This is a genomic window from Comamonas granuli NBRC 101663 (genome assembly GCF_000739995.1).
Lineage (GTDB): Bacteria > Pseudomonadota > Gammaproteobacteria > Burkholderiales > Burkholderiaceae_C > Simplicispira > Simplicispira granuli.
The window spans coordinates 1-17,734 of sequence record NZ_BBJX01000010.1; the positions used below are offsets into that span (position 1 = coordinate 1).

At 66.3% G+C, this 17,734-nt stretch carries 12 protein-coding genes and 2 tRNA genes; all 14 read left to right on the top strand.

Annotated features, from left to right (window positions below; genetic code table 11):
• The first annotated feature begins 12 nt into the window (after positions 1 to 12).
• Positions 13 to 88: transfer RNA gene (locus CGR01S_RS11345), tRNA-Trp, on the top strand.
• Positions 89 to 170: 82 nt separating this feature from the next.
• The gene (gene secE / locus CGR01S_RS11350; RefSeq protein ID WP_042426917.1) at positions 171 to 554 is read left to right on the top strand and encodes a preprotein translocase subunit SecE; all 384 of its coding nucleotides are present in this window, start codon (positions 171 to 173) and stop codon (positions 552 to 554) included.
• A 63-nt stretch (positions 555 to 617) separates the two neighbouring features.
• Complete coding sequence (gene nusG, locus CGR01S_RS11355; RefSeq protein WP_156967567.1) at positions 618 to 1,145, top strand: transcription termination/antitermination protein NusG; 528 nt, start codon at positions 618 to 620, stop codon at positions 1,143 to 1,145.
• Between the two features lie 126 nt (positions 1,146 to 1,271).
• Positions 1,272 to 1,703, top strand: coding sequence for a 50S ribosomal protein L11 (gene rplK, locus CGR01S_RS11360; RefSeq protein ID WP_042426923.1), 432 nt, complete (start codon positions 1,272 to 1,274; stop codon positions 1,701 to 1,703).
• Positions 1,704 to 2,399 carry a 50S ribosomal protein L1 gene (gene rplA, locus CGR01S_RS11365; protein ID WP_042426926.1) on the top strand — a complete coding sequence of 232 codons (696 nt, stop codon included), beginning with the start codon at positions 1,704 to 1,706 and terminating at the stop codon, positions 2,397 to 2,399.
• A gap of 227 nt (positions 2,400 to 2,626) precedes the next feature.
• Positions 2,627 to 3,133: a 50S ribosomal protein L10 gene (rplJ, locus tag CGR01S_RS11370; protein ID WP_042426930.1), complete on the top strand. Its 507-nt coding sequence runs from the start codon at positions 2,627 to 2,629 to the stop codon at positions 3,131 to 3,133.
• A 44-nt stretch (positions 3,134 to 3,177) separates the two neighbouring features.
• Entirely contained in the window at positions 3,178 to 3,552 is a 375-nt protein-coding gene (rplL, locus tag CGR01S_RS11375; protein ID WP_042426932.1) for a 50S ribosomal protein L7/L12, read from the top strand.
• Between the two features lie 295 nt (positions 3,553 to 3,847).
• Positions 3,848 to 7,960 carry a DNA-directed RNA polymerase subunit beta gene (gene rpoB / locus CGR01S_RS11380; RefSeq protein ID WP_042426935.1) on the top strand — a complete coding sequence of 1,371 codons (4,113 nt, stop codon included), beginning with the start codon at positions 3,848 to 3,850 and terminating at the stop codon, positions 7,958 to 7,960.
• Between the two features lie 130 nt (positions 7,961 to 8,090).
• The gene (rpoC, locus tag CGR01S_RS11385) at positions 8,091 to 12,332 is read left to right on the top strand and encodes a DNA-directed RNA polymerase subunit beta' (RefSeq protein ID WP_042426938.1); all 4,242 of its coding nucleotides are present in this window, start codon (positions 8,091 to 8,093) and stop codon (positions 12,330 to 12,332) included.
• Between the two features lie 131 nt (positions 12,333 to 12,463).
• Positions 12,464 to 13,861 (top strand): 16S rRNA (cytosine(967)-C(5))-methyltransferase RsmB, encoded by a 1,398-nt coding sequence (gene rsmB / locus CGR01S_RS11390; protein ID WP_084690652.1) that lies wholly within the window; start codon positions 12,464 to 12,466, stop codon positions 13,859 to 13,861.
• Positions 13,854 to 14,486, top strand: coding sequence for a DUF4390 domain-containing protein (locus tag CGR01S_RS11395; RefSeq protein WP_439644743.1), 633 nt, complete (start codon positions 13,854 to 13,856; stop codon positions 14,484 to 14,486). Before rsmB ends, CGR01S_RS11395 begins: the two co-directional genes overlap by 8 nt.
• Positions 14,483 to 16,774, top strand: coding sequence for a sensor histidine kinase (locus CGR01S_RS11400; protein ID WP_042426941.1), 2,292 nt, complete (start codon positions 14,483 to 14,485; stop codon positions 16,772 to 16,774). Before CGR01S_RS11395 ends, CGR01S_RS11400 begins: the two co-directional genes overlap by 4 nt.
• Before the next feature lie 35 nt (positions 16,775 to 16,809).
• The gene (locus tag CGR01S_RS11405; protein WP_042426944.1) at positions 16,810 to 17,478 is read left to right on the top strand and encodes a response regulator; all 669 of its coding nucleotides are present in this window, start codon (positions 16,810 to 16,812) and stop codon (positions 17,476 to 17,478) included.
• Positions 17,479 to 17,530: 52 nt separating this feature from the next.
• Positions 17,531 to 17,606: transfer RNA gene (locus CGR01S_RS11410), tRNA-Phe, on the top strand.
• Positions 17,607 to 17,734 lie beyond the last annotated feature (128 nt).

The following is a 17,734-nucleotide window of genomic DNA, read 5'->3' on the forward strand; positions in this document are numbered from 1 at the left end:
GCACTCGTTCGTAGGGGTATAGCTCAATTGGCAGAGCGTCGGTCTCCAAAACCGAAGGTTGTAGGTTCGATTCCTACTGCCCCTGCCACCTGCTAGTGGCAAACCAAGCCCGCCAGCTCCTGGCGGGCTTCAGTGTCTTGAATGGCACCGAAAACAGAGGACAGCCAGTGATGGCCACTTCACAAGTAGAAACAGTCAGCAGCGGTTCGGACAAAGCCAAGCTCGCAGTCGTCGGACTGCTGGTGGTCGCTGCCGTGGCGGGGTTTTATCTGCTGGGCAAGCAGGGCGCCTGGGTTCAGTGGGCGGCCCTTCTGGCGGGTCTGGCGCTGGCGGCCGGTGTCTTTCTGGTGTCCGAGCCGGGGCGGCAATTGCTGGCCTTTTCGCGCGACGCCTGGCGTGAGGTCAAGAAGGTTGTCTGGCCCAGCCGCAAGGAGACTGTGCAGATGACGGGCTACGTGTTTGCCTTTGTAGTCATCATGGCCCTGTTTTTGTGGCTGACGGACAAAACCCTGGAGTGGGTCTTGTACGGCCTGATTCTGGGTTGGAGGAACTAAATGAGCGCTGACGTGGAACAGGGTGCAGCAGCGTCTGCGGCGGCCGAGGCATCGTCCTCCGCCATGCGCTGGTACATCGTCCATGCCTATTCCGGCATGGAGAAGGCGGTCGAGCGCAACATCACCGAGCGTATCGTGCGCTCGGGCATGCAGGGCAAGTTCGGCCGCATCCTCGTGCCGACGGAAGAAGTCGTCGAGATGAAGAACGGCCAGCGCCGCACCACCGAGCGGCGCTTGTTCCCGGGCTATGTATTCGTCGAGATGGTCATGGACGACGACACCTGGCACCTGATCAAGCACACGAGCAAGGTGACGGGCTTCGTGGGGGGCGCCAAGAACCGGCCGGCCCCGATCTCCGAGGATGAGGTCCAGAAGATCGTCCACCAGATGCAAGAGGGCACGGAAAAGCCGCGCCACAAGATCGAATTCATGGTCGGCGAAATGGTGCGCGTCAAGGAAGGTCCGTTCACGGACTTCAACGGCACGGTCGAAGACGTCAATTACGAAAAGAGCCGCCTGCGTGTATCGGTCATGATTTTTGGCCGCTCCACGCCCGTCGAGCTGGAATTCGGTCAGGTCGAGAAAACCTGATCTTTGCCTGAGCGCAGCAGGTCCTTGCGCACTTTACCGGCTCGGTGCGCTGTGCGAAAGAGCCGTCAACCCCGGGGAGCCTGAGGCCCAACGCCCAGGCGATCGCACCCGCAAGGAGTCATCCACATGGCGAAAAAAATCGTCGGCTTCATCAAGCTGCAAGTGCCGGCTGGTAAGGCCAATCCCTCTCCGCCCATCGGCCCGGCACTGGGTCAGCGCGGCCTCAACATCATGGAGTTCTGCAAGGCATTCAATGCGCAGACCCAGGGTGTCGAGCCGGGCCTGCCGCTGCCCGTGGTCATCACGGCGTTTGCGGACAAGAGCTTCACCTTCATCATCAAGACCCCTCCGGCCACGACGCTGATCAAGAAGGCGATCAAGCTGGAAAAGGGCTCCGCGAATGCTCTCAAGAGCAAGGTCGGCAAGATCACGCGCGCTCAGCTCGAAGAGATCGCCAAGACCAAGATGAAAGACATGAACGCAGCCGACCTCGACGCGGCTGTGCGTACCATTGCAGGTTCCGCGCGCTCCATGGGCGTGACGGTGGAGGGTGTGTAAATGGCCAAGCTGACCAAGAAGCAAAAAGCCCTGCAGGGCAAGGTGGATTCGAACCGCCTGTATTCCCTGGCTGATGCGCTGGTCATCGTCAAGGACGCGGCCACGGCCAAGTTCGACGAGTCCATCGACGTGGCGGTGCAACTGGGCGTGGACGCCAAGAAGTCCGACCAGGTGGTGCGCGGTGCCGTGGTGCTGCCCAACGGCACGGGCAAGACCACCCGTGTGGCCGTGTTCGCCCAAGGCGCCAAGGCCGAAGAGGCCAAGGCGGCGGGCGCCGACATCGTCGGCATGGATGACCTGGCTGCCCAGGTCAAGGCGGGTGACATGCCGTTCGACGTGGTCATCGCCGCGCCTGACGCCATGCGCGTGGTCGGTACGCTGGGCCAGATCCTCGGCCCGCGCGGCCTGATGCCCAACCCCAAGGTCGGCACCGTGACGCCCGACGTCGCCACGGCCGTGAAGAACGCCAAGGCCGGCCAGGTGCAGTTCCGCGTCGACAAGGCCGGCATCGTGCACAGCACCATCGGCCGCCGCTCGTTCGACAACGACAAGCTGCAAGGCAACCTCGCCGCCCTGATCGAAGCCCTGAACAAGGCCAAGCCTGCAACCAGCAAGGGTCTGTACCTGCGCAAGGTGGCGGTGTCGTCCACGATGGGCCTGGGCGTGCGCGTGGATACGCAATCCATCGCGGCGTGATGGCGTGAATCTTGAGGCGCCTGCAAAGGCGCCTCGGTGGTGGGCCGGTGCAGCAATGCATCGGGCCATCCAAGACCGCTGGTGTGCCCGCAAGGCACTTAATCCCCGAGGGGCCAGCGCAGATGGCGATCCCGCTGCAGATGGAATCCGTTCCTCAACAGTTGGTCGCTGCAACAAGAGCGTGCGCGAGGGGCCTGCCCTGGAGCGCACATTTTAAGGAGTAGACCTTGAGTCTGAATCGCAGTGAGAAAGAAGCGGTCATCAATGAAGTGACCAGCCTCGCCGCTAAAGCTCAAACGCTGGTGATTGCGGAATACCGTGGCATCACGGTCGCCGACATGACCAAACTGCGCGTCGATGCACGCAGCAAGGGCGTGAGCCTGAGTGTTCTGAAGAACACCCTGGCCCGCCGTGCTGTGGCCGGCAGCCAGTTTGACGTGGTGGCCGACCAGATGACCGGTCCGCTGATCTATGGCTTCTCCGAAGACGCCGTGGCCGCTGCCAAAGTGGTGGCCGATTTCGCGAAAACCAACGACAAGCTGGTGATCCGCGGCGGTGCTTTCGGTGGCAAGGCCCTGGACGTCAACGGCGTGAAGCAACTGGCCAACATTCCTTCCAAGGAAGTGCTGCTGGCCCAGCTGTGTGGCTTGCTGATGTCGCCGATGTCCCGCACCGCCGTGGTGCTGGGTGCGCTGGCGGCCAAAAAAGGCGAAGGCGAAGCCGTTGCTGCCTGAGCAGCGTGCTGACCGACCTGTTAACTAATTGTTAGGAAATCAAAATGGCATTCGATAAAGACGCATTTCTGACCGCGCTGGACAGCATGACGGTCCTGGAACTCAACGACCTGGTCAAGGCCATCGAAGAGAAGTTCGGTGTGAGCGCTGCCGCCATGGCCGCTCCTGCTGCAGGTGGTGGCGCTGCTGCCCCGGCTGCTGAAGAGAAGACCGAGTTCAACGTGGTGCTGACCGATGCCGGCGCCAACAAGGTGTCGGTCATCAAGGCCGTGCGCGAAATCACCGGCCTGGGCCTCAAGGAAGCCAAGGACCTGGTGGACGGCGCGCCCAAGAACGTCAAGGAAGGCATTGCCAAGGCTGACGCCGAAGCGGCCGTCAAGAAGCTGGTGGACGCCGGCGCCAAGGCCGAACTCAAGTAATTCGGCCTCGTGCAAGGGCTGGAGTGCTCGCAATGGGCCTCCAGCCTTTGGCGCTTCCAGAGCGCACTTGAAAGCGGGCTTGGGCGGCATGCCGATGATGGCCGCCGACGGAGAGTCCCAAACCGTTTTCAAGTGTCTTCTGACCCACCCGACAGCAGAAGGCGCCTTGGTCCGGGCGATGTGCAAGGCATCGCCGTCCGCCATGGTTGGTAGTGGCCAACCGCCAAGCCTGCGGCCTCGCCGCCGCAGTCCCGTCGTCGAAGACCCAGGACCCAAGTCTTAGCCCGGAGAATTCATGGCCTACTCTTTCACCGAACGCAAGCGTATCCGCAAAAGTTTCGGCAGCCGCGACAGCGTGCTGAAGGTACCTTACCTCCTGCAGATGCAAAAGGACGCCTACACCGCGTTCCTGCAGGCCAGCGTACCGCCGAAAAAACGAACCAACGAAGGCTTGCAGGCCGCATTCAATTCCGCGTTCCCCATCGTCTCGCACAACGGTTTTGTCGAGATGAAGTTCCTGGAATACAACCTGGCCAAGCCGGCGTTCGACGTGCGCGAATGCCAGACGCGCGGCCTGACCTTTGCCTCGGCCGTGCGTGCCAAGGTGCAGCTCATCATCTATGACCGCGAGTCCTCCACGGCGCAGTCCAAGGTGGTCAAGGAAGTGAAGGAGCAGGAGGTCTACATGGGCGAAGTGCCCCTGATGACCGACAAGGGCTCGTTCATCATCAACGGCACCGAGCGCGTGATCGTCTCGCAGCTGCACCGCTCGCCCGGCGTGTTCTTCGAGCACGACAAGGGCAAGACGCACAGCTCGGGCAAGCTGCTGTTCTCGGCACGCATCATCCCCTACCGCGGCTCCTGGCTGGACTTCGAGTTCGACCCCAAGGACATCCTCTACTTCCGCGTGGACCGTCGCCGCAAGATGCCGGTCACCATCCTGCTCAAGGCCATCGGCCTGAACCCGGAATCCATCCTGGCGAACTTCTTCGTCAACGACAACTTCCGCCTGATGGATTCGGGCGCGCAGATGGAATTCGTCGCCGAGCGCCTCAAGGGCGAGGTGGCCCGTTTCGACATCACCGACAAGTCGGGCAAGGTCGTCGTCGCCAAGGACAAGCGCATCACCGCGCGCCACACGCGTGAGCTCGAGCAGTCGGGCACCACGCACGTGAGCGTGCCCGAGGACTTCCTCATCGGCCGCGTGGTGGCACGCAACATCGTCGACGGCGATACCGGCGAGATCCTGGCCAAGGCCAACGAAGAGCTGACCGAAGCGCTGCTCAAGAAGCTGCGCGCCGCTGGCGTGCAGGACCTGCAGTGCCTCTACACCAACGAGCTGGACCAGGGGCCCTACATCTCGCAGACCCTGCGCATCGACGAGACGGTGGACGAGTTTGCCGCCCGCGTGGCCATCTACCGCATGATGCGCCCCGGCGAGCCGCCCACCGAGGACGCCGTGCAGGCCCTGTTCCAGCGCCTGTTCTACAGCGCCGACACCTACGACCTCTCGCGCGTAGGCCGCATGAAGTTCAACGCCAAGATCGGGCGCGACGACCCCAACGGCCCCATGGTGCTGTCCAATGAGGACATCCTGGCCGTGGTCAAGATCCTCGTGGACCTGCGCAATGGCCGCGGCGAGGTGGACGACATCGACCACCTGGGCAACCGCCGCGTGCGCTGCGTGGGCGAACTGGCCGAGAACCAGTACCGCACCGGCCTGGCGCGCATCGAGAAGGCCGTGAAGGAACGCCTGGGCCAGGCCGAGCAAGAGCCGCTCATGCCGCACGACCTGATCAACTCCAAGCCGATTTCCGCGGCGCTCAAGGAGTTCTTCGGCGCGTCCCAACTGTCGCAGTTCATGGACCAGACCAACCCGCTGGCCGAGATCACGCACAAGCGCCGCGTCTCGGCCCTGGGCCCGGGCGGTCTGACGCGCGAGCGCGCCGGCTTCGAGGTGCGCGACGTGCACGTCACGCACTACGGCCGCGTGTGCCCGATCGAGACGCCGGAAGGCCCGAACATCGGCCTGATCAACTCGCTGGCCCTGTATGCGCGCCTGAACGAGTACGGCTTCATCGAGACGCCCTACCGCCGCGTCGTCGACGGCAAGGTCACCGACGAGATCGACTACCTATCCGCCATCGAAGAGGGCAAGTACATCATCGCCCAGGCCAACGCCGTGCTCGACGCCCAGGGCCGCCTGACGGGTGAACTCATCTCCGCCCGCGAGAAGGGCGAATCGGTGCTCGTGACGGCCGACCAGATCCAGTACATGGACGTGTCGCCGGCACAGATCGTCTCCGTGGCCGCCTCGCTGGTGCCCTTCCTGGAGCACGACGACGCCAACCGCGCACTGATGGGCGCCAACATGTCGCGCCAGGCCGTGCCCGTGCTGCGCCCGGAAAAGCCGCTGGTCGGTACCGGCATCGAGCGCGTGGCCGCCGTGGACTCCGGCACCGTGGTGACGGCCACGCGCGGCGGCGTGGTCGACTACGTGGATGCGACCCGCATCGTGATCCGCGTGAACGACGACGAGGCCGTGGCCGGTGAAGTGGGCGTGGACATCTACAACCTCATCAAGTACCAGCGCTCCAACCAGAACACCAACATCCACCAGCGTCCCATCGTCAAGCGCGGTGACAAGCTGGCCAAGGGCGACGTGATCGCCGACGGCGCCTCGACCGACCTGGGCGAGATCGCCATCGGCCAGAACATGCTGATCGCCTTCATGCCCTGGAACGGCTACAACTTCGAGGACTCGATCCTGATCTCCGAGCGCGTCGTCGCCGACGACCGCTACACCAGCATCCACATCGAGGAGCTGGTGGTCATGGCGCGCGACACCAAGCTGGGCGCCGAGGAAATCACGCGCGACATCCCCAACCTGTCGGAGCAGCAGCTCAACCGCCTGGACGAGTCCGGCATCATCTACGTGGGTGCCGAGGTGCAGCCCGGCGACGTGCTGGTGGGCAAGGTCACGCCCAAGGGCGAGACCACGCTCACGCCCGAAGAAAAGCTCCTGCGCGCCATCTTCGGCGAGAAGGCCTCCGACGTGAAGGACACCTCGCTGCGCGTGGACCAGGGCTCGCAGGGCGTGGTCATCGACGTGCAGGTGTTCACGCGCGAAGGCATCCAGCGCGACAAGCGCGCGCAGCAGATCATTGACGATGAACTCAAGCGCTTCCGCCTGGACCTGAACGACCAGTTGCGCATCGTCGAGGCCGATGCCTTCGACCGTATCGAAAAGCTCCTGATCGGCCGCGTGGCCAACGGCGGCCCGCAGAAGCTCTCCAAGGGCACCAAGCTGGACAAGGCCTACCTCGACGGCGTGGACAAGTTCCACTGGTTCGACATCCGCCCGGCCGAGGAGGAAGTGGCCGCGCAGCTCGAGTCCATCAAGAACTCGCTGGAGCAGACGCGCCACAGCTTCGACCTGGCGTTCGAGGAAAAGCGCAAGAAGCTCACGCAAGGCGACGAGCTGCCCGCGGGCGTGCTCAAGATGGTGAAGGTCTACCTGGCCGTCAAGCGCCGCCTGCAGCCCGGCGACAAGATGGCTGGCCGCCACGGCAACAAGGGCGTGGTCTCCAAGATCACCCCGGTCGAGGACATGCCCTACATGGCCGACGGCACGCCCGTGGACATCGTGCTCAACCCGCTGGGCGTGCCCTCGCGCATGAACATCGGCCAGGTGCTGGAAGTGCACCTGGGCTGGGCCGGCAAGGGCCTGGGCCAGCGCATCGGCGACATGCTGCAGCGCGAGGCCGCCAGCACCGAGCTGCGCGGCTTCCTGGAGCAGATCTACAACCGCACCGGCCACAAGGAAGACCTGGCGGCGCTGCCCGAAAGCGAACTGCGTGCCATGGCCCAGGAGCTGACCAGCGGTGTGCCGTTCGCCTCGCCCGTGTTCGACGGCGCCACGGAGCAGGAGATCCGCGACATGCTCAAGCTGGCCTACCCGGACGACATCGCCAAGGCCAAGGGCCTGACGGCCACGCGCACCCAGGCGCAGCTCTACGACGGCCGCACCGGCGATCCGTTCGAGCGCACCACCACCGTGGGCTACATGCACTACCTCAAGCTCCACCACCTGGTGGACGACAAGATGCACGCGCGCTCCACCGGCCCGTACTCGCTGGTCACGCAGCAGCCTCTGGGCGGCAAGGCGCAGTTCGGCGGTCAGCGTTTCGGCGAGATGGAAGTGTGGGCGCTGGAGGCCTACGGCGCCGCCTATGTGCTGCAGGAAATGCTCACCGTCAAGTCCGACGACGTGCAGGGCCGCACCAAGGTGTACGAGAACATCGTCAAGGGCGAGCACACCATCGAGGCAGGAATGCCCGAGTCGTTCAACGTTCTGGTCAAGGAAATCCGTTCCCTGGGCCTGGACATCGAACTCGAGCGCTCCTGAAGCGGGGCAGGTTTAACAAAAAGTGAGCTGCTAGCGCTTAACTAGAAAGGCTTTGCGAATGATTTGATTCGCAAAGCCTTATGCAACAAGCGCGGCCCGCTATGATTTTTGACGAAAAGGAAAGAGTCACATGAAATCGCTACTCGACCTGTTCAAGCAATTCACGCCCGATGAGCATTTCGATGCCATCAAGATCGGCCTCGCGTCGCCCGAGAAAATCCGTTCCTGGTCCTTCGGCGAGGTGAAAAAGCCCGAGACCATCAACTACCGCACCTTCAAGCCCGAGCGCGACGGCCTGTTCTGCGCCAAGATCTTCGGCCCCATCAAGGACTACGAGTGCCTGTGCGGCAAGTACAAGCGCCTCAAGCACCGCGGCGTGATCTGCGAGAAGTGCGGCGTGGAAGTGACGCAGACCAAGGTGCGCCGCGAGCGCATGGGCCACATCGACCTGGCCGCGCCCTGCGCGCACATCTGGTTCCTGAAGAGCCTGCCCTCGCGCCTGGGCCTGGTGCTGGACATGACGCTGCGCGACATCGAGCGCGTGCTCTACTTCGAAGCCTACGTGGTCACCGACCCCGGCATGACGCCGCTGAAGAAGTACAGCATCATGACCGAGGACGACTACGACGCCAAGCGCAAGGAGTACGGCGACGAGTTCGAGGCCAAGATGGGTGCCGAGGGCATCCGCGACCTGCTCGAATCCATCGACATCGACACCGAGATCGAGAAGCTGCGCGGCGATCTGACCGGCTCCGAAGTCAAGGTCAAGAAGAACGCCAAGCGCCTGAAGGTGCTCGAGGCCTTCAAGAAGTCCGGCATCAAGCCCGAGTGGATGGTGCTCGAAGTGCTGCCCGTGCTGCCGCCGGACCTGCGTCCGCTGGTGCCGCTCGATGGCGGGCGCTTCGCCACCTCGGACCTCAACGACCTGTACCGCCGCGTCATCAACCGCAACTCGCGCCTGCGCCGCCTGCTCGAGCTCAAGGCCCCCGAGATCATCGCGCGCAACGAAAAGCGCATGCTGCAGGAAGCCGTGGACTCGCTGCTGGACAACGGCCGCCGCGGCAAGGCCATGACGGGCGCGAACAAGCGCGCACTCAAGTCCCTGGCCGACATGATCAAGGGCAAGAGCGGCCGCTTCCGCCAGAACCTGCTGGGCAAGCGCGTGGACTACTCGGGCCGTTCGGTGATTACCGTGGGCCCGCAGTTGAAGCTGCACCAGTGCGGCCTGCCCAAGCTGATGGCCCTGGAGCTGTTCAAGCCCTTCATCTTCTCGCGCCTCGAAGCCATGGGCATCGCCACCACCATCAAGGCGGCGAAGAAGGAAGTCGAATCCGGCACCCCCGTGGTGTGGGACATCCTGGAAGAGGTGATCAAGGAGCACCCGGTGCTGCTCAACCGCGCACCCACGCTGCACCGCCTGGGCATCCAGGCCTTCGAGCCCATCCTGATCGAAGGCAAGGCCATCCAACTGCATCCGCTCGTTTGCGCGGCCTTCAACGCCGACTTCGACGGTGACCAGATGGCCGTGCACGTGCCGCTGTCCGTGGAAGCGCAGATGGAAGCGCGCACGCTGATGCTGGCCTCCAACAACGTGCTGTTCCCCGCCTCGGGCGAGCCCTCCATCGTGCCCTCGCAGGACGTGGTGCTGGGCCTGTACTACGCCACGCGCGAGAAGATCAACGGCAAGGGCGAAGGCCTGATCTTCGCCGACACCGGCGAGGTGCAGCGCGCCCTGGATGCCGGCGTGGTCGAGCTGACCACGAAGATCAGCGTGCGCCTGACCGAGTGGAACAAGAGCAAGACCAGCGGCGAGTTCGAGCCCGCCACCAGCCTGGTCGAGACCACCGTGGGCCGCGCGTTGCTGTCCGAGATCCTGCCCAAGGGCCTGGCGTTCTCCAACATCAACAAGGCGCTCAAGAAGAAAGAGATCTCCAAGCTCATCAACGCCTCCTTCCGCAAGTGCGGCCTGAAGGAGACGGTGGTTTTTGCCGACAAGCTGCTGCAAAACGGCTTCCGCCTGGCCACCAAGGCCGGTATCTCCATCGCCGTGGACGACATGCTGGTGCCTGCCGAGAAGCAGACCATCATCGAGCGCGCCGAGGCCGAGGTGAAGGAAATCGCGCAGCAGTACGCCTCCGGCCTGGTGACGGCGGGCGAGCGCTACAACAAGGTGGTGGACATCTGGGGCAAGGCCGGTGACGACATCTCCAAGGTCATGATGGACCACCTGAAGAAGGAAAAGACCATCGACCGCCACGGCAAGGAAGTGGACCAGGAGTCGTTCAACTCCATCTACATGATGGCCGACTCCGGCGCCCGCGGTTCTGCCGCCCAGATCCGCCAGCTCGCCGGCATGCGCGGCCTGATGGCCAAGCCCGACGGCTCCATCATCGAGACGCCCATCACGGCCAACTTCCGTGAAGGCCTGAACGTGCTGCAGTACTTCATCTCCACGCACGGCGCCCGCAAGGGTCTGGCCGACACGGCGCTGAAGACGGCCAACTCCGGCTACCTCACGCGCCGCCTGGTGGACGTGACGCAGGACCTGGTGGTCACCGAAGACGACTGCGGCACCTCCAACGGCGCGCTGATGCGCGCCATCGTCGAGGGCGGCGAGGTGATCGAGTCGCTGCGCGAACGTATCCTGGGCCGCACGGCCGCCGAGGAAGTGCTGCACCCCGAGACGCGCGCCGTCATGGTCCAGCCCGGGCAGATGCTCGACGAGGACATGATCGACGAGCTCGAAGCCGCGGGCGTGGACGAAGTCAAGGTGCGCACCGCGCTGACCTGCGAGACGCGCTACGGCCTGTGCTCGCGCTGCTACGGCCGCGACCTGGGCCGCGGCGGCCTGATCAACCTCGGCGAAGCCGTGGGTGTGATCGCCGCCCAGTCCATCGGCGAGCCCGGCACGCAGCTGACCATGCGTACCTTCCACATCGGCGGTGCGGCATCGCGCGCCGCCATCGCGTCGAGCGTGGAAGCCAAGTCCAGCGGCATCATCGGCTTCAACGCCACGATGCGCTACGTGACCAATTCCAAGGGCGAACTGGTGGTCATCTCGCGTTCCGGCGAGATCATCATCCAGGACGAACACGGCCGCGAGCGCGAGCGCCACAAGATGCCCTACGGCGCCACGCTGACCGTCAAGGCCGACCAGCAGATCAAGGCCGGCACCGTGCTGGCGCACTGGGACCCGCTCACGCGCCCCATCATCACCGAATTCGCCGGTACGGCGAAGTTCGAGAACGTCGAGGAAGGCCTCACGGTGGCCAAGCAGGTGGACGAGGTCACCGGCCTGTCCACGCTGGTGGTGATCGACCCCAAGCGCCGCGGCTCGGCCAAGGTGGTCAAGCCCCAGGTCAAGCTGATCGACGCAAATGGCCACGAAGTCAAGATCCCCGGCACCGACCACTCGGTGACCATCGGCTTCCAGGTGGGCGCGCTGATCCAGGTGCGCGACGGCCAGGAAGTGGGCCCCGGCGAAGTGCTGGCGCGCATCCCGATCGAAGGCCAGAAGACGCGCGACATTACCGGCGGTCTGCCGCGCGTGGCCGAGCTGTTCGAGGCGCGCACGCCCAAGGACAAGGGCACGCTGGCCGAAGTCACCGGCACCGTGTCCTTCGGCAAGGAGACCAAGGGCAAGATCCGCCTGCAGATCACCGACCCCGACGGCAAGGTCTGGGAAGAGCTCATCCCCAAGGAAAAGAACGTGCTCGTGCACGAAGGCCAGGTGGTCAACAAGGGCGAGCACATCGTCGACGGCCCGGCCGACCCGCAGGACATCCTGCGCCTCTTGGGCATGGAAGAGCTCTCGCGCTACATCGTCGATGAGGTGCAGGACGTCTACCGCCTGCAGGGTGTGAAGATCAACGACAAGCACATCGAGGTGATCGTGCGCCAGATGCTGCGCCGCGTCGTGGTCGAGAACCCGGGCGAGTCCAGCTACATCGCGGGCGAGCAGGTCGAGCGCTCCGAGATCCTCAACACCAACGAGGCGCTGCAGGCCGAAGGCAAGATTCCCGCCACGTACTCCAACGTGCTGCTGGGCATCACCAAGGCGTCGCTGTCCACCGACTCGTTCATCTCCGCGGCATCCTTCCAGGAGACGACGCGCGTGCTCACCGAGGCGGCCATCATGGGCAAGCGCGACGAGCTGCGCGGCCTCAAGGAGAACGTGATCGTGGGCCGCCTGATCCCGGCGGGCACCGGTCTGGCCTACCACCAGGCACGCAAGGCCAAGGACGCCATGGACGAGGCCGAGCGCCGCGCCATCGCCGAGGCCGAAGCCGCCGAGATGGCGGGCATCACTGCCTCCGACGACGCCGATACCACGGCCGACGCCGGCGGCGTGGACACGCCCGCCGCCGACTGACACGCCAGTCAGCGCATCCCCGCCGCGTGCGGGATGCGCTGGCGGCTGTCCGGTGCGATGGATTTGACCCCAGACGCTCCCGCCCTGTCTGATCCCAGGCAGGCCGGGAGCGTTTTCACTGGCCCCACTGCATGACGCCCACTGCCCCGCGCCCGCCGGCCCCGGCCGCTTCCGATCTGCCCCCCGCCGCCCGCAAGGCGCCCGCCCTGTCGCAGCGCCTGCGGTCCGTGGCCGCCGCGCTGCAGGCCGTGCGCGCTGGGCGCTCCGCCACGGCGGCCCTGCAGGCCGTGGCGCCGGCCGAGCGCCCCGCGGTGCAGGCGCTGCTGTTCGAGGTGCTGCGCCACCTGGGCCTGGCCCAGGCGCTGCGCCAGCAATTGGCGCCGCGCGCGCCTGCGCCGGCGGCCGATGCCCTGCTGTGCACGGCGCTGGCCTTGCTGGCGGCGCCCGCCGGCGCGTCCTACGAGCCGCACACCCTGGTCAACCAGGCGGTGGAGGCCGCCAAGGCCCAGCAGGCCACGCGCGCGCAGGCCGGCTTCATCAACGCCTGCCTGCGCCGTTTCCTGCGCGAGCACGCCGGCCTGTGCGCCACCGCCCTGCAGCAGGGCCAGGCGCGCTGGAACCACCCGGACTGGTGGGTGCACCGGCTGCGCCAGGACCATCCGCACGAGTGGGAGCAGATCCTGCAGGCCAGCCGCAAGCAGGCGCCGCTGGTCCTGCGGGTTAATCAACAAAAATGCACTCCAGCGCAATACCAGAAAGCGCTGGCAGCTATCAATTTGGAAGCGGATCGCATCGGTGACTGCGGCCTGGTGCTGCGCCGCGCTGTGCCGGTGCAGGAGCTGCCGGGCTTTGCCCAGGGCTGGGTCTCGGTGCAGGACGCGGGCGCGCAGCGCGCCGCGCCCCTGCTGCTGCAGGGGCTGGACCTGCGCCAGCCGCTGCGCATCCTCGACGCCTGTGCCGCCCCCGGCGGCAAGACCGCGCACCTGCTCGAATGCGCCGGCCCGCAGGCCCCCCTGCAGCTCACGGCGCTGGATGTGGATGCGCAGCGCTGCGAGCGCATCCACGAGACGCTGCAGCGCCTGGGCCTGCAGGCGCAGGTGCTGGTGGCCGATGCCGCCCGCCCCGCGGACTGGTGGGAGTCGCGCTGCGGCGGCGAGCCCTTCGACGCCATCCTGCTCGATGCGCCGTGCACGGCCTCGGGCATCGTGCGCCGCCACCCCGACGTCGCCTGGCTGCGGCGCGCCAGCGACGTGGAGCAGCTCGCCGCCACCCAGGCGCGGCTGCTGCGCGCGCTCTGGCCGCTGGTGCGCCCGGGCGGCAGGCTGCTGTACTGCACCTGCTCGGTGTTCCGCGCCGAGGGCAGCGAGCAGATCAAAGCGTTTCTTGCGCACAACACTGATGCGCGCCTCCTGCCATCCCCCGGGCATTTGTTGCCCGGCCTGGCCCCCAAGGACCAGGGTCTCCCGGACAATGGGTCGGGTGAACACGATGGCTTTTTCTACGCACTGCTCGAAAAGCGCCGTGCCTGACGGGGCCGTGGCCGGGGGGCGGCTGCGCCGGGCCCTGCGCTGCCTGTCCGGCTGGCTGCTGGGCTGCCTGCTGGTGCTGGGCGCCGGCGCGCACGCCGCCGCCACCGGGGCGGTGAAGGACCTGCGGCTCGAGGCTGCGGACGACGGCCTGTACCTGCACGCCCTGCTGGAGTTCGAGGTGCCCGCGCTGGCCGAGGATGCCCTGCGCAAGGGCATCCCCATGTACTTCGTCACCGAAGCCGAGCTCACCCGCAGCCGCTGGTACTGGTACGACCAGCCGGTGGCCACGGCGCAGCGCTACCTGCGCCTGAGCTACCAGCCGCTGACGCGCCGTTGGCGGCTCAACGTCGCCTCCGAGCCCTTCGACCCCAGCGGGCTGGGGGTGTCGCTGGGGCAGAACTTTGACGAGTTGTCCGACGTGCTCGCCGCCATGCAGCGCATCGCACGCTGGAAGATCGCGCCGCCGTCGGCGATCGAGCCGCGCGCGCAGTACAACCTGCAACTGCGCTTTCGCCTCGACATGTCGCAGTTGCCCCGGCCGCTGCAGATCGGTGCGCTCGGACGCTCGGGCTGGAGCCTGTCCTTCGCGCGCAGCCTGCGCTGGCCCGCGGAGCCCGCGCCATGAGCAGCACGCAAAGCGCGCACCGCCCCTCGCAGGCCGTGCGCTGGGCCCTGGGCGTGGGCGCGGCCATCATGACGGCCATCGCGCTGGTGCTGTTCTTCCTGCTCACCCTCACGACCAACAACCGCGGGTTGTACGAGCGCAACTACGCCTGGCTCTTCGGCGTCAACGTGGTGGTCGCGTTCCTGCTGCTGGCCGTGCTGCTCTGGATGGCGCTGCGCCTGTACCTGCGGCTCAAGCGCGGGCGCTTCGGCAGCCGCCTGCTGGTCAAGCTGGCGGCCATCTTCGCGCTGGTGGGGCTGGCGCCGGGCCTGCTCATTTACTTCGTGTCCTACCAGTTCGTGGCGCGCTCCATCGAGAGCTGGTTCGACGTGAAGGTCGAGGGCGCGCTCTCCGCGGGGGTCAGCCTGGCGGGCGCCACGCTCGAAATGCAGGCCAGCGAGACGGCCACGCGCCTGCGCAGCCTCGGCGCCCCGCTGGGCCAGACCTCGGATGCCGCGGCGGGGCTGGTGCTCGAACGCATCCGCGACCAGCTCGGCGCCAGCGACGTGCTGCTCTGGAGCGCCACGGGCCAGCTCGTGGCCAGCGCCGGGCAATCGCGCTACCGCCTGGACCAGGAGCGCCCGCCCGCCGCCCTGCTGCGCCTGGTGCGCCAGCAGCGCGCCATCGGGCAGATCGAGGGCCTGGAGGAATTGCCCGAGAGCGCCTCCCCCGAGGCCTTGCGCAAGGTGCGCATCACCGCCCTGGCCTGGGTGCCGAGCACGGGCATGGGGCTGGTGGCCGAGTCGCGCTTCCTGCAGGCCATGGTGCCCCTGCCCGAGGTGCTGGTGGCCAACGCCGTCGCCGTGCAGGAAGCCAACCGCGAATACCAGGAGCGCGCCCTGGCGCGCGGCGGCCTGCGCCGCATGTACATCGGCACCCTCACCCTGAGCCTGTTCCTCGCCGTATTCGGCGCCGTGCTGCTGGCGGTGCTGCTGGGCAACCAGCTGGCGCGTCCCCTGCTGGTTCTGGCCGAGGGCGTGCGGGAAGTCGCCGAAGGCAACCTCAGCCCCAAGGCCAGCGTGCAGGGCAAGGATGAGCTGGGCGGGCTCACGCGCGCCTTCGCCTCCATGACGCAGCAGCTTGCCGACGCGCGCGGCGCGGTCGAGCGCAGCATGGCCGCCGTGGACACGGCGCGCGCCCGGCTGCAGACGATTCTGGACAACCTCACCGCCGGCGTCATCGTGCTCGATGCCGCCGGCACCATCCGCTCGACCAATCCGGGCGCGGCGCGCATTCTGCGCGCCCCCATGGCCACGTTCGAGGGGCAGCCCCTAGCCGCGGTGCCCGGGCTGCAGGCGCTGGCCGAAGGGGTGCAAAAGCAGTTCGACGCCTTCCTGGGCCATGGCGAGCCCGCCGGCTCGGAGCACTGGCAGCAGGCCTTCGAACTGCATCCCGTGGGCGCGGCCCAGGCCGCCGGGGGCGTGGCCCAGGACACCGTCAGCATCGTCGCGCGCGGCGCCGCGCTGCCCGATGGGGCGCGGCTGCTGGTGTTCGACGACATCACCGAAATCGTCTCCGCCCAGCGCGCCCAGGCCTGGGGCGAGGTGGCGCGGCGCCTGGCGCACGAGATCAAGAACCCGCTCACCCCCATCCAGCTCTCGGCCGAGCGCCTGGAGATGAAGCTGCAGGGCAAGCTGCCCGCGCCGGAGCAGGCTGTGCTGTCCAAATCGGTCAAGACCATCGTCGAGCAGGTCGATGCCATGAAGCGCCTGGTCAACGAATTCCGCGACTACGCGCGCCTGCCCGCGGCCGAACTCAAGCCCGTGGACCTCAATGCGCTGATCACCGACATCCTGCACCTCTACGAGTCAGACCGCGCCACCGTGGCCGTGCAGGCCCGCCTCGATCCGCGCTGCCCGCGCATCCTGGGCGATGCCCAGCAACTGCGCCAGATCGTGCACAACCTCGTGCAGAACGCGCAGGACGCGACGGAGCAGGCGGCGCAGCAGCCCGCCGGAGAGGCGTTTCTCCCGGTCTGCATCAGCACCCAGTGGAGCGAGACCACCGGCCGCGTACGCCTGCAGGTGAGCGACCACGGCAGCGGTTTTCCCGCGCACATCCTGAGAAGGGCGTTCGAGCCCTATGTGACCACCAAGGCGCGTGGCACCGGCCTGGGCCTGGCCGTGGTCAAGAAGATCGCCGACGAGCATGGCGCACGCATAGAGTTACTCAATCGGCAGGAGGAAGGGGTAGTGCGGGGCGCCCAAGTGTCGCTATCATTCGCCCCGGAGCAGACAGTTGCGTCCTGACAACAACCCGCACGGCAGAGGCAAGGCATCCCTTCATGGCAAACATACTTGTGGTCGACGATGAACTCGGTATCCGAGACCTGTTGTCGGAGATCCTGAACGACGAGGGCCACAGCGTGGACCTCGCGGAAAACGCAATGCAGGCCCGTGCCGCGCGCGCCGCAAACCTGTACGACCTGGTGCTGCTGGACATCTGGATGCCGGACACGGATGGCGTCACCCTGCTCAAGGAATGGGCGGCGGGCGGCCTGCTGACCATGCCCGTCATCATGATGAGCGGCCACGCCACCATCGACACCGCCGTGGATGCCACGCGCATCGGCGCGTTTGCCTTCCTGGAAAAGCCCATCACCATGCAAAAGCTCCTCAAGGCGGTGGAGCAGGGGCTGGCCCGCCACAGCACCCGTCCGGCGATGGCGGCCACGGTGCTGGCCGCGCCGGCAGATGGCGAGATGCCCGGCGTGCAAAGCCTGCCCATCACCATGGAGGCCGAACCCGGCCCGCACGCGCACCAGGGTTTTGACCTGGACCGGCCGCTGCGCGAGGCGCGCGACGGGTTCGAGAAGGCCTATTTTGAGTTTCACCTGGCCCGTGAGGGCGGCTCCATGACCCGCGTGGCGGAAAAGACCGGCCTGGAGCGCACCCACCTCTACCGCAAGCTGCGCCAGCTTGGCGTGGACCTGGCGCGCGGAAAGCGCAATTAATTCTTCGACTTGCAGAAATGCCCCCATTTTTCTGGTTATAATGCGAGGCTCTGGCCCGGTAGCTCAGTCGGTAGAGCAGAGGATTGAAAATCCTTGTGTCGGCGGTTCGATTCCGTCCCAGGCCACCACTCATAGGCGCCCAACCGTTCTCGGTTGGGCGTTTTCTTTTGCGGCTTCCGCACGCCACGCGGGCTTCCGCGCCGTTCTGCGTGTGCCAGCCGTTCCGGGTAGATGCGGCGTGACCCGTCCGGTTCGC

Bases quoted from the DNA above. Each gene is read 5' to 3' on its own strand.
- secE (WP_042426917.1), top strand. From the start codon at position 171: ATGGCCACTTCACAAGTAGAAACAGTCAGCAGCGGTTCGGACAAAGCC.
- nusG (WP_156967567.1), top strand. From the start codon at position 618: ATGCGCTGGTACATCGTCCATGCCTATTCCGGCATGGAGAAGGCGGTC.
- rplK (WP_042426923.1), top strand. From the start codon at position 1,272: ATGGCGAAAAAAATCGTCGGCTTCATCAAGCTGCAAGTGCCGGCTGGT.
- rplA (WP_042426926.1), top strand. From the start codon at position 1,704: ATGGCCAAGCTGACCAAGAAGCAAAAAGCCCTGCAGGGCAAGGTGGAT.
- rplL (WP_042426932.1), top strand. From the start codon at position 3,178: ATGGCATTCGATAAAGACGCATTTCTGACCGCGCTGGACAGCATGACG.
- rpoB (WP_042426935.1), top strand. From the start codon at position 3,848: ATGGCCTACTCTTTCACCGAACGCAAGCGTATCCGCAAAAGTTTCGGC.
- rpoC (WP_042426938.1), top strand. From the start codon at position 8,091: ATGAAATCGCTACTCGACCTGTTCAAGCAATTCACGCCCGATGAGCAT.
- rsmB (WP_084690652.1), top strand. From the start codon at position 12,464: ATGACGCCCACTGCCCCGCGCCCGCCGGCCCCGGCCGCTTCCGATCTG.
- CGR01S_RS11400 (WP_042426941.1), top strand. From the start codon at position 14,483: ATGAGCAGCACGCAAAGCGCGCACCGCCCCTCGCAGGCCGTGCGCTGG.
- CGR01S_RS11405 (WP_042426944.1), top strand. From the start codon at position 16,810: ATGGCAAACATACTTGTGGTCGACGATGAACTCGGTATCCGAGACCTG.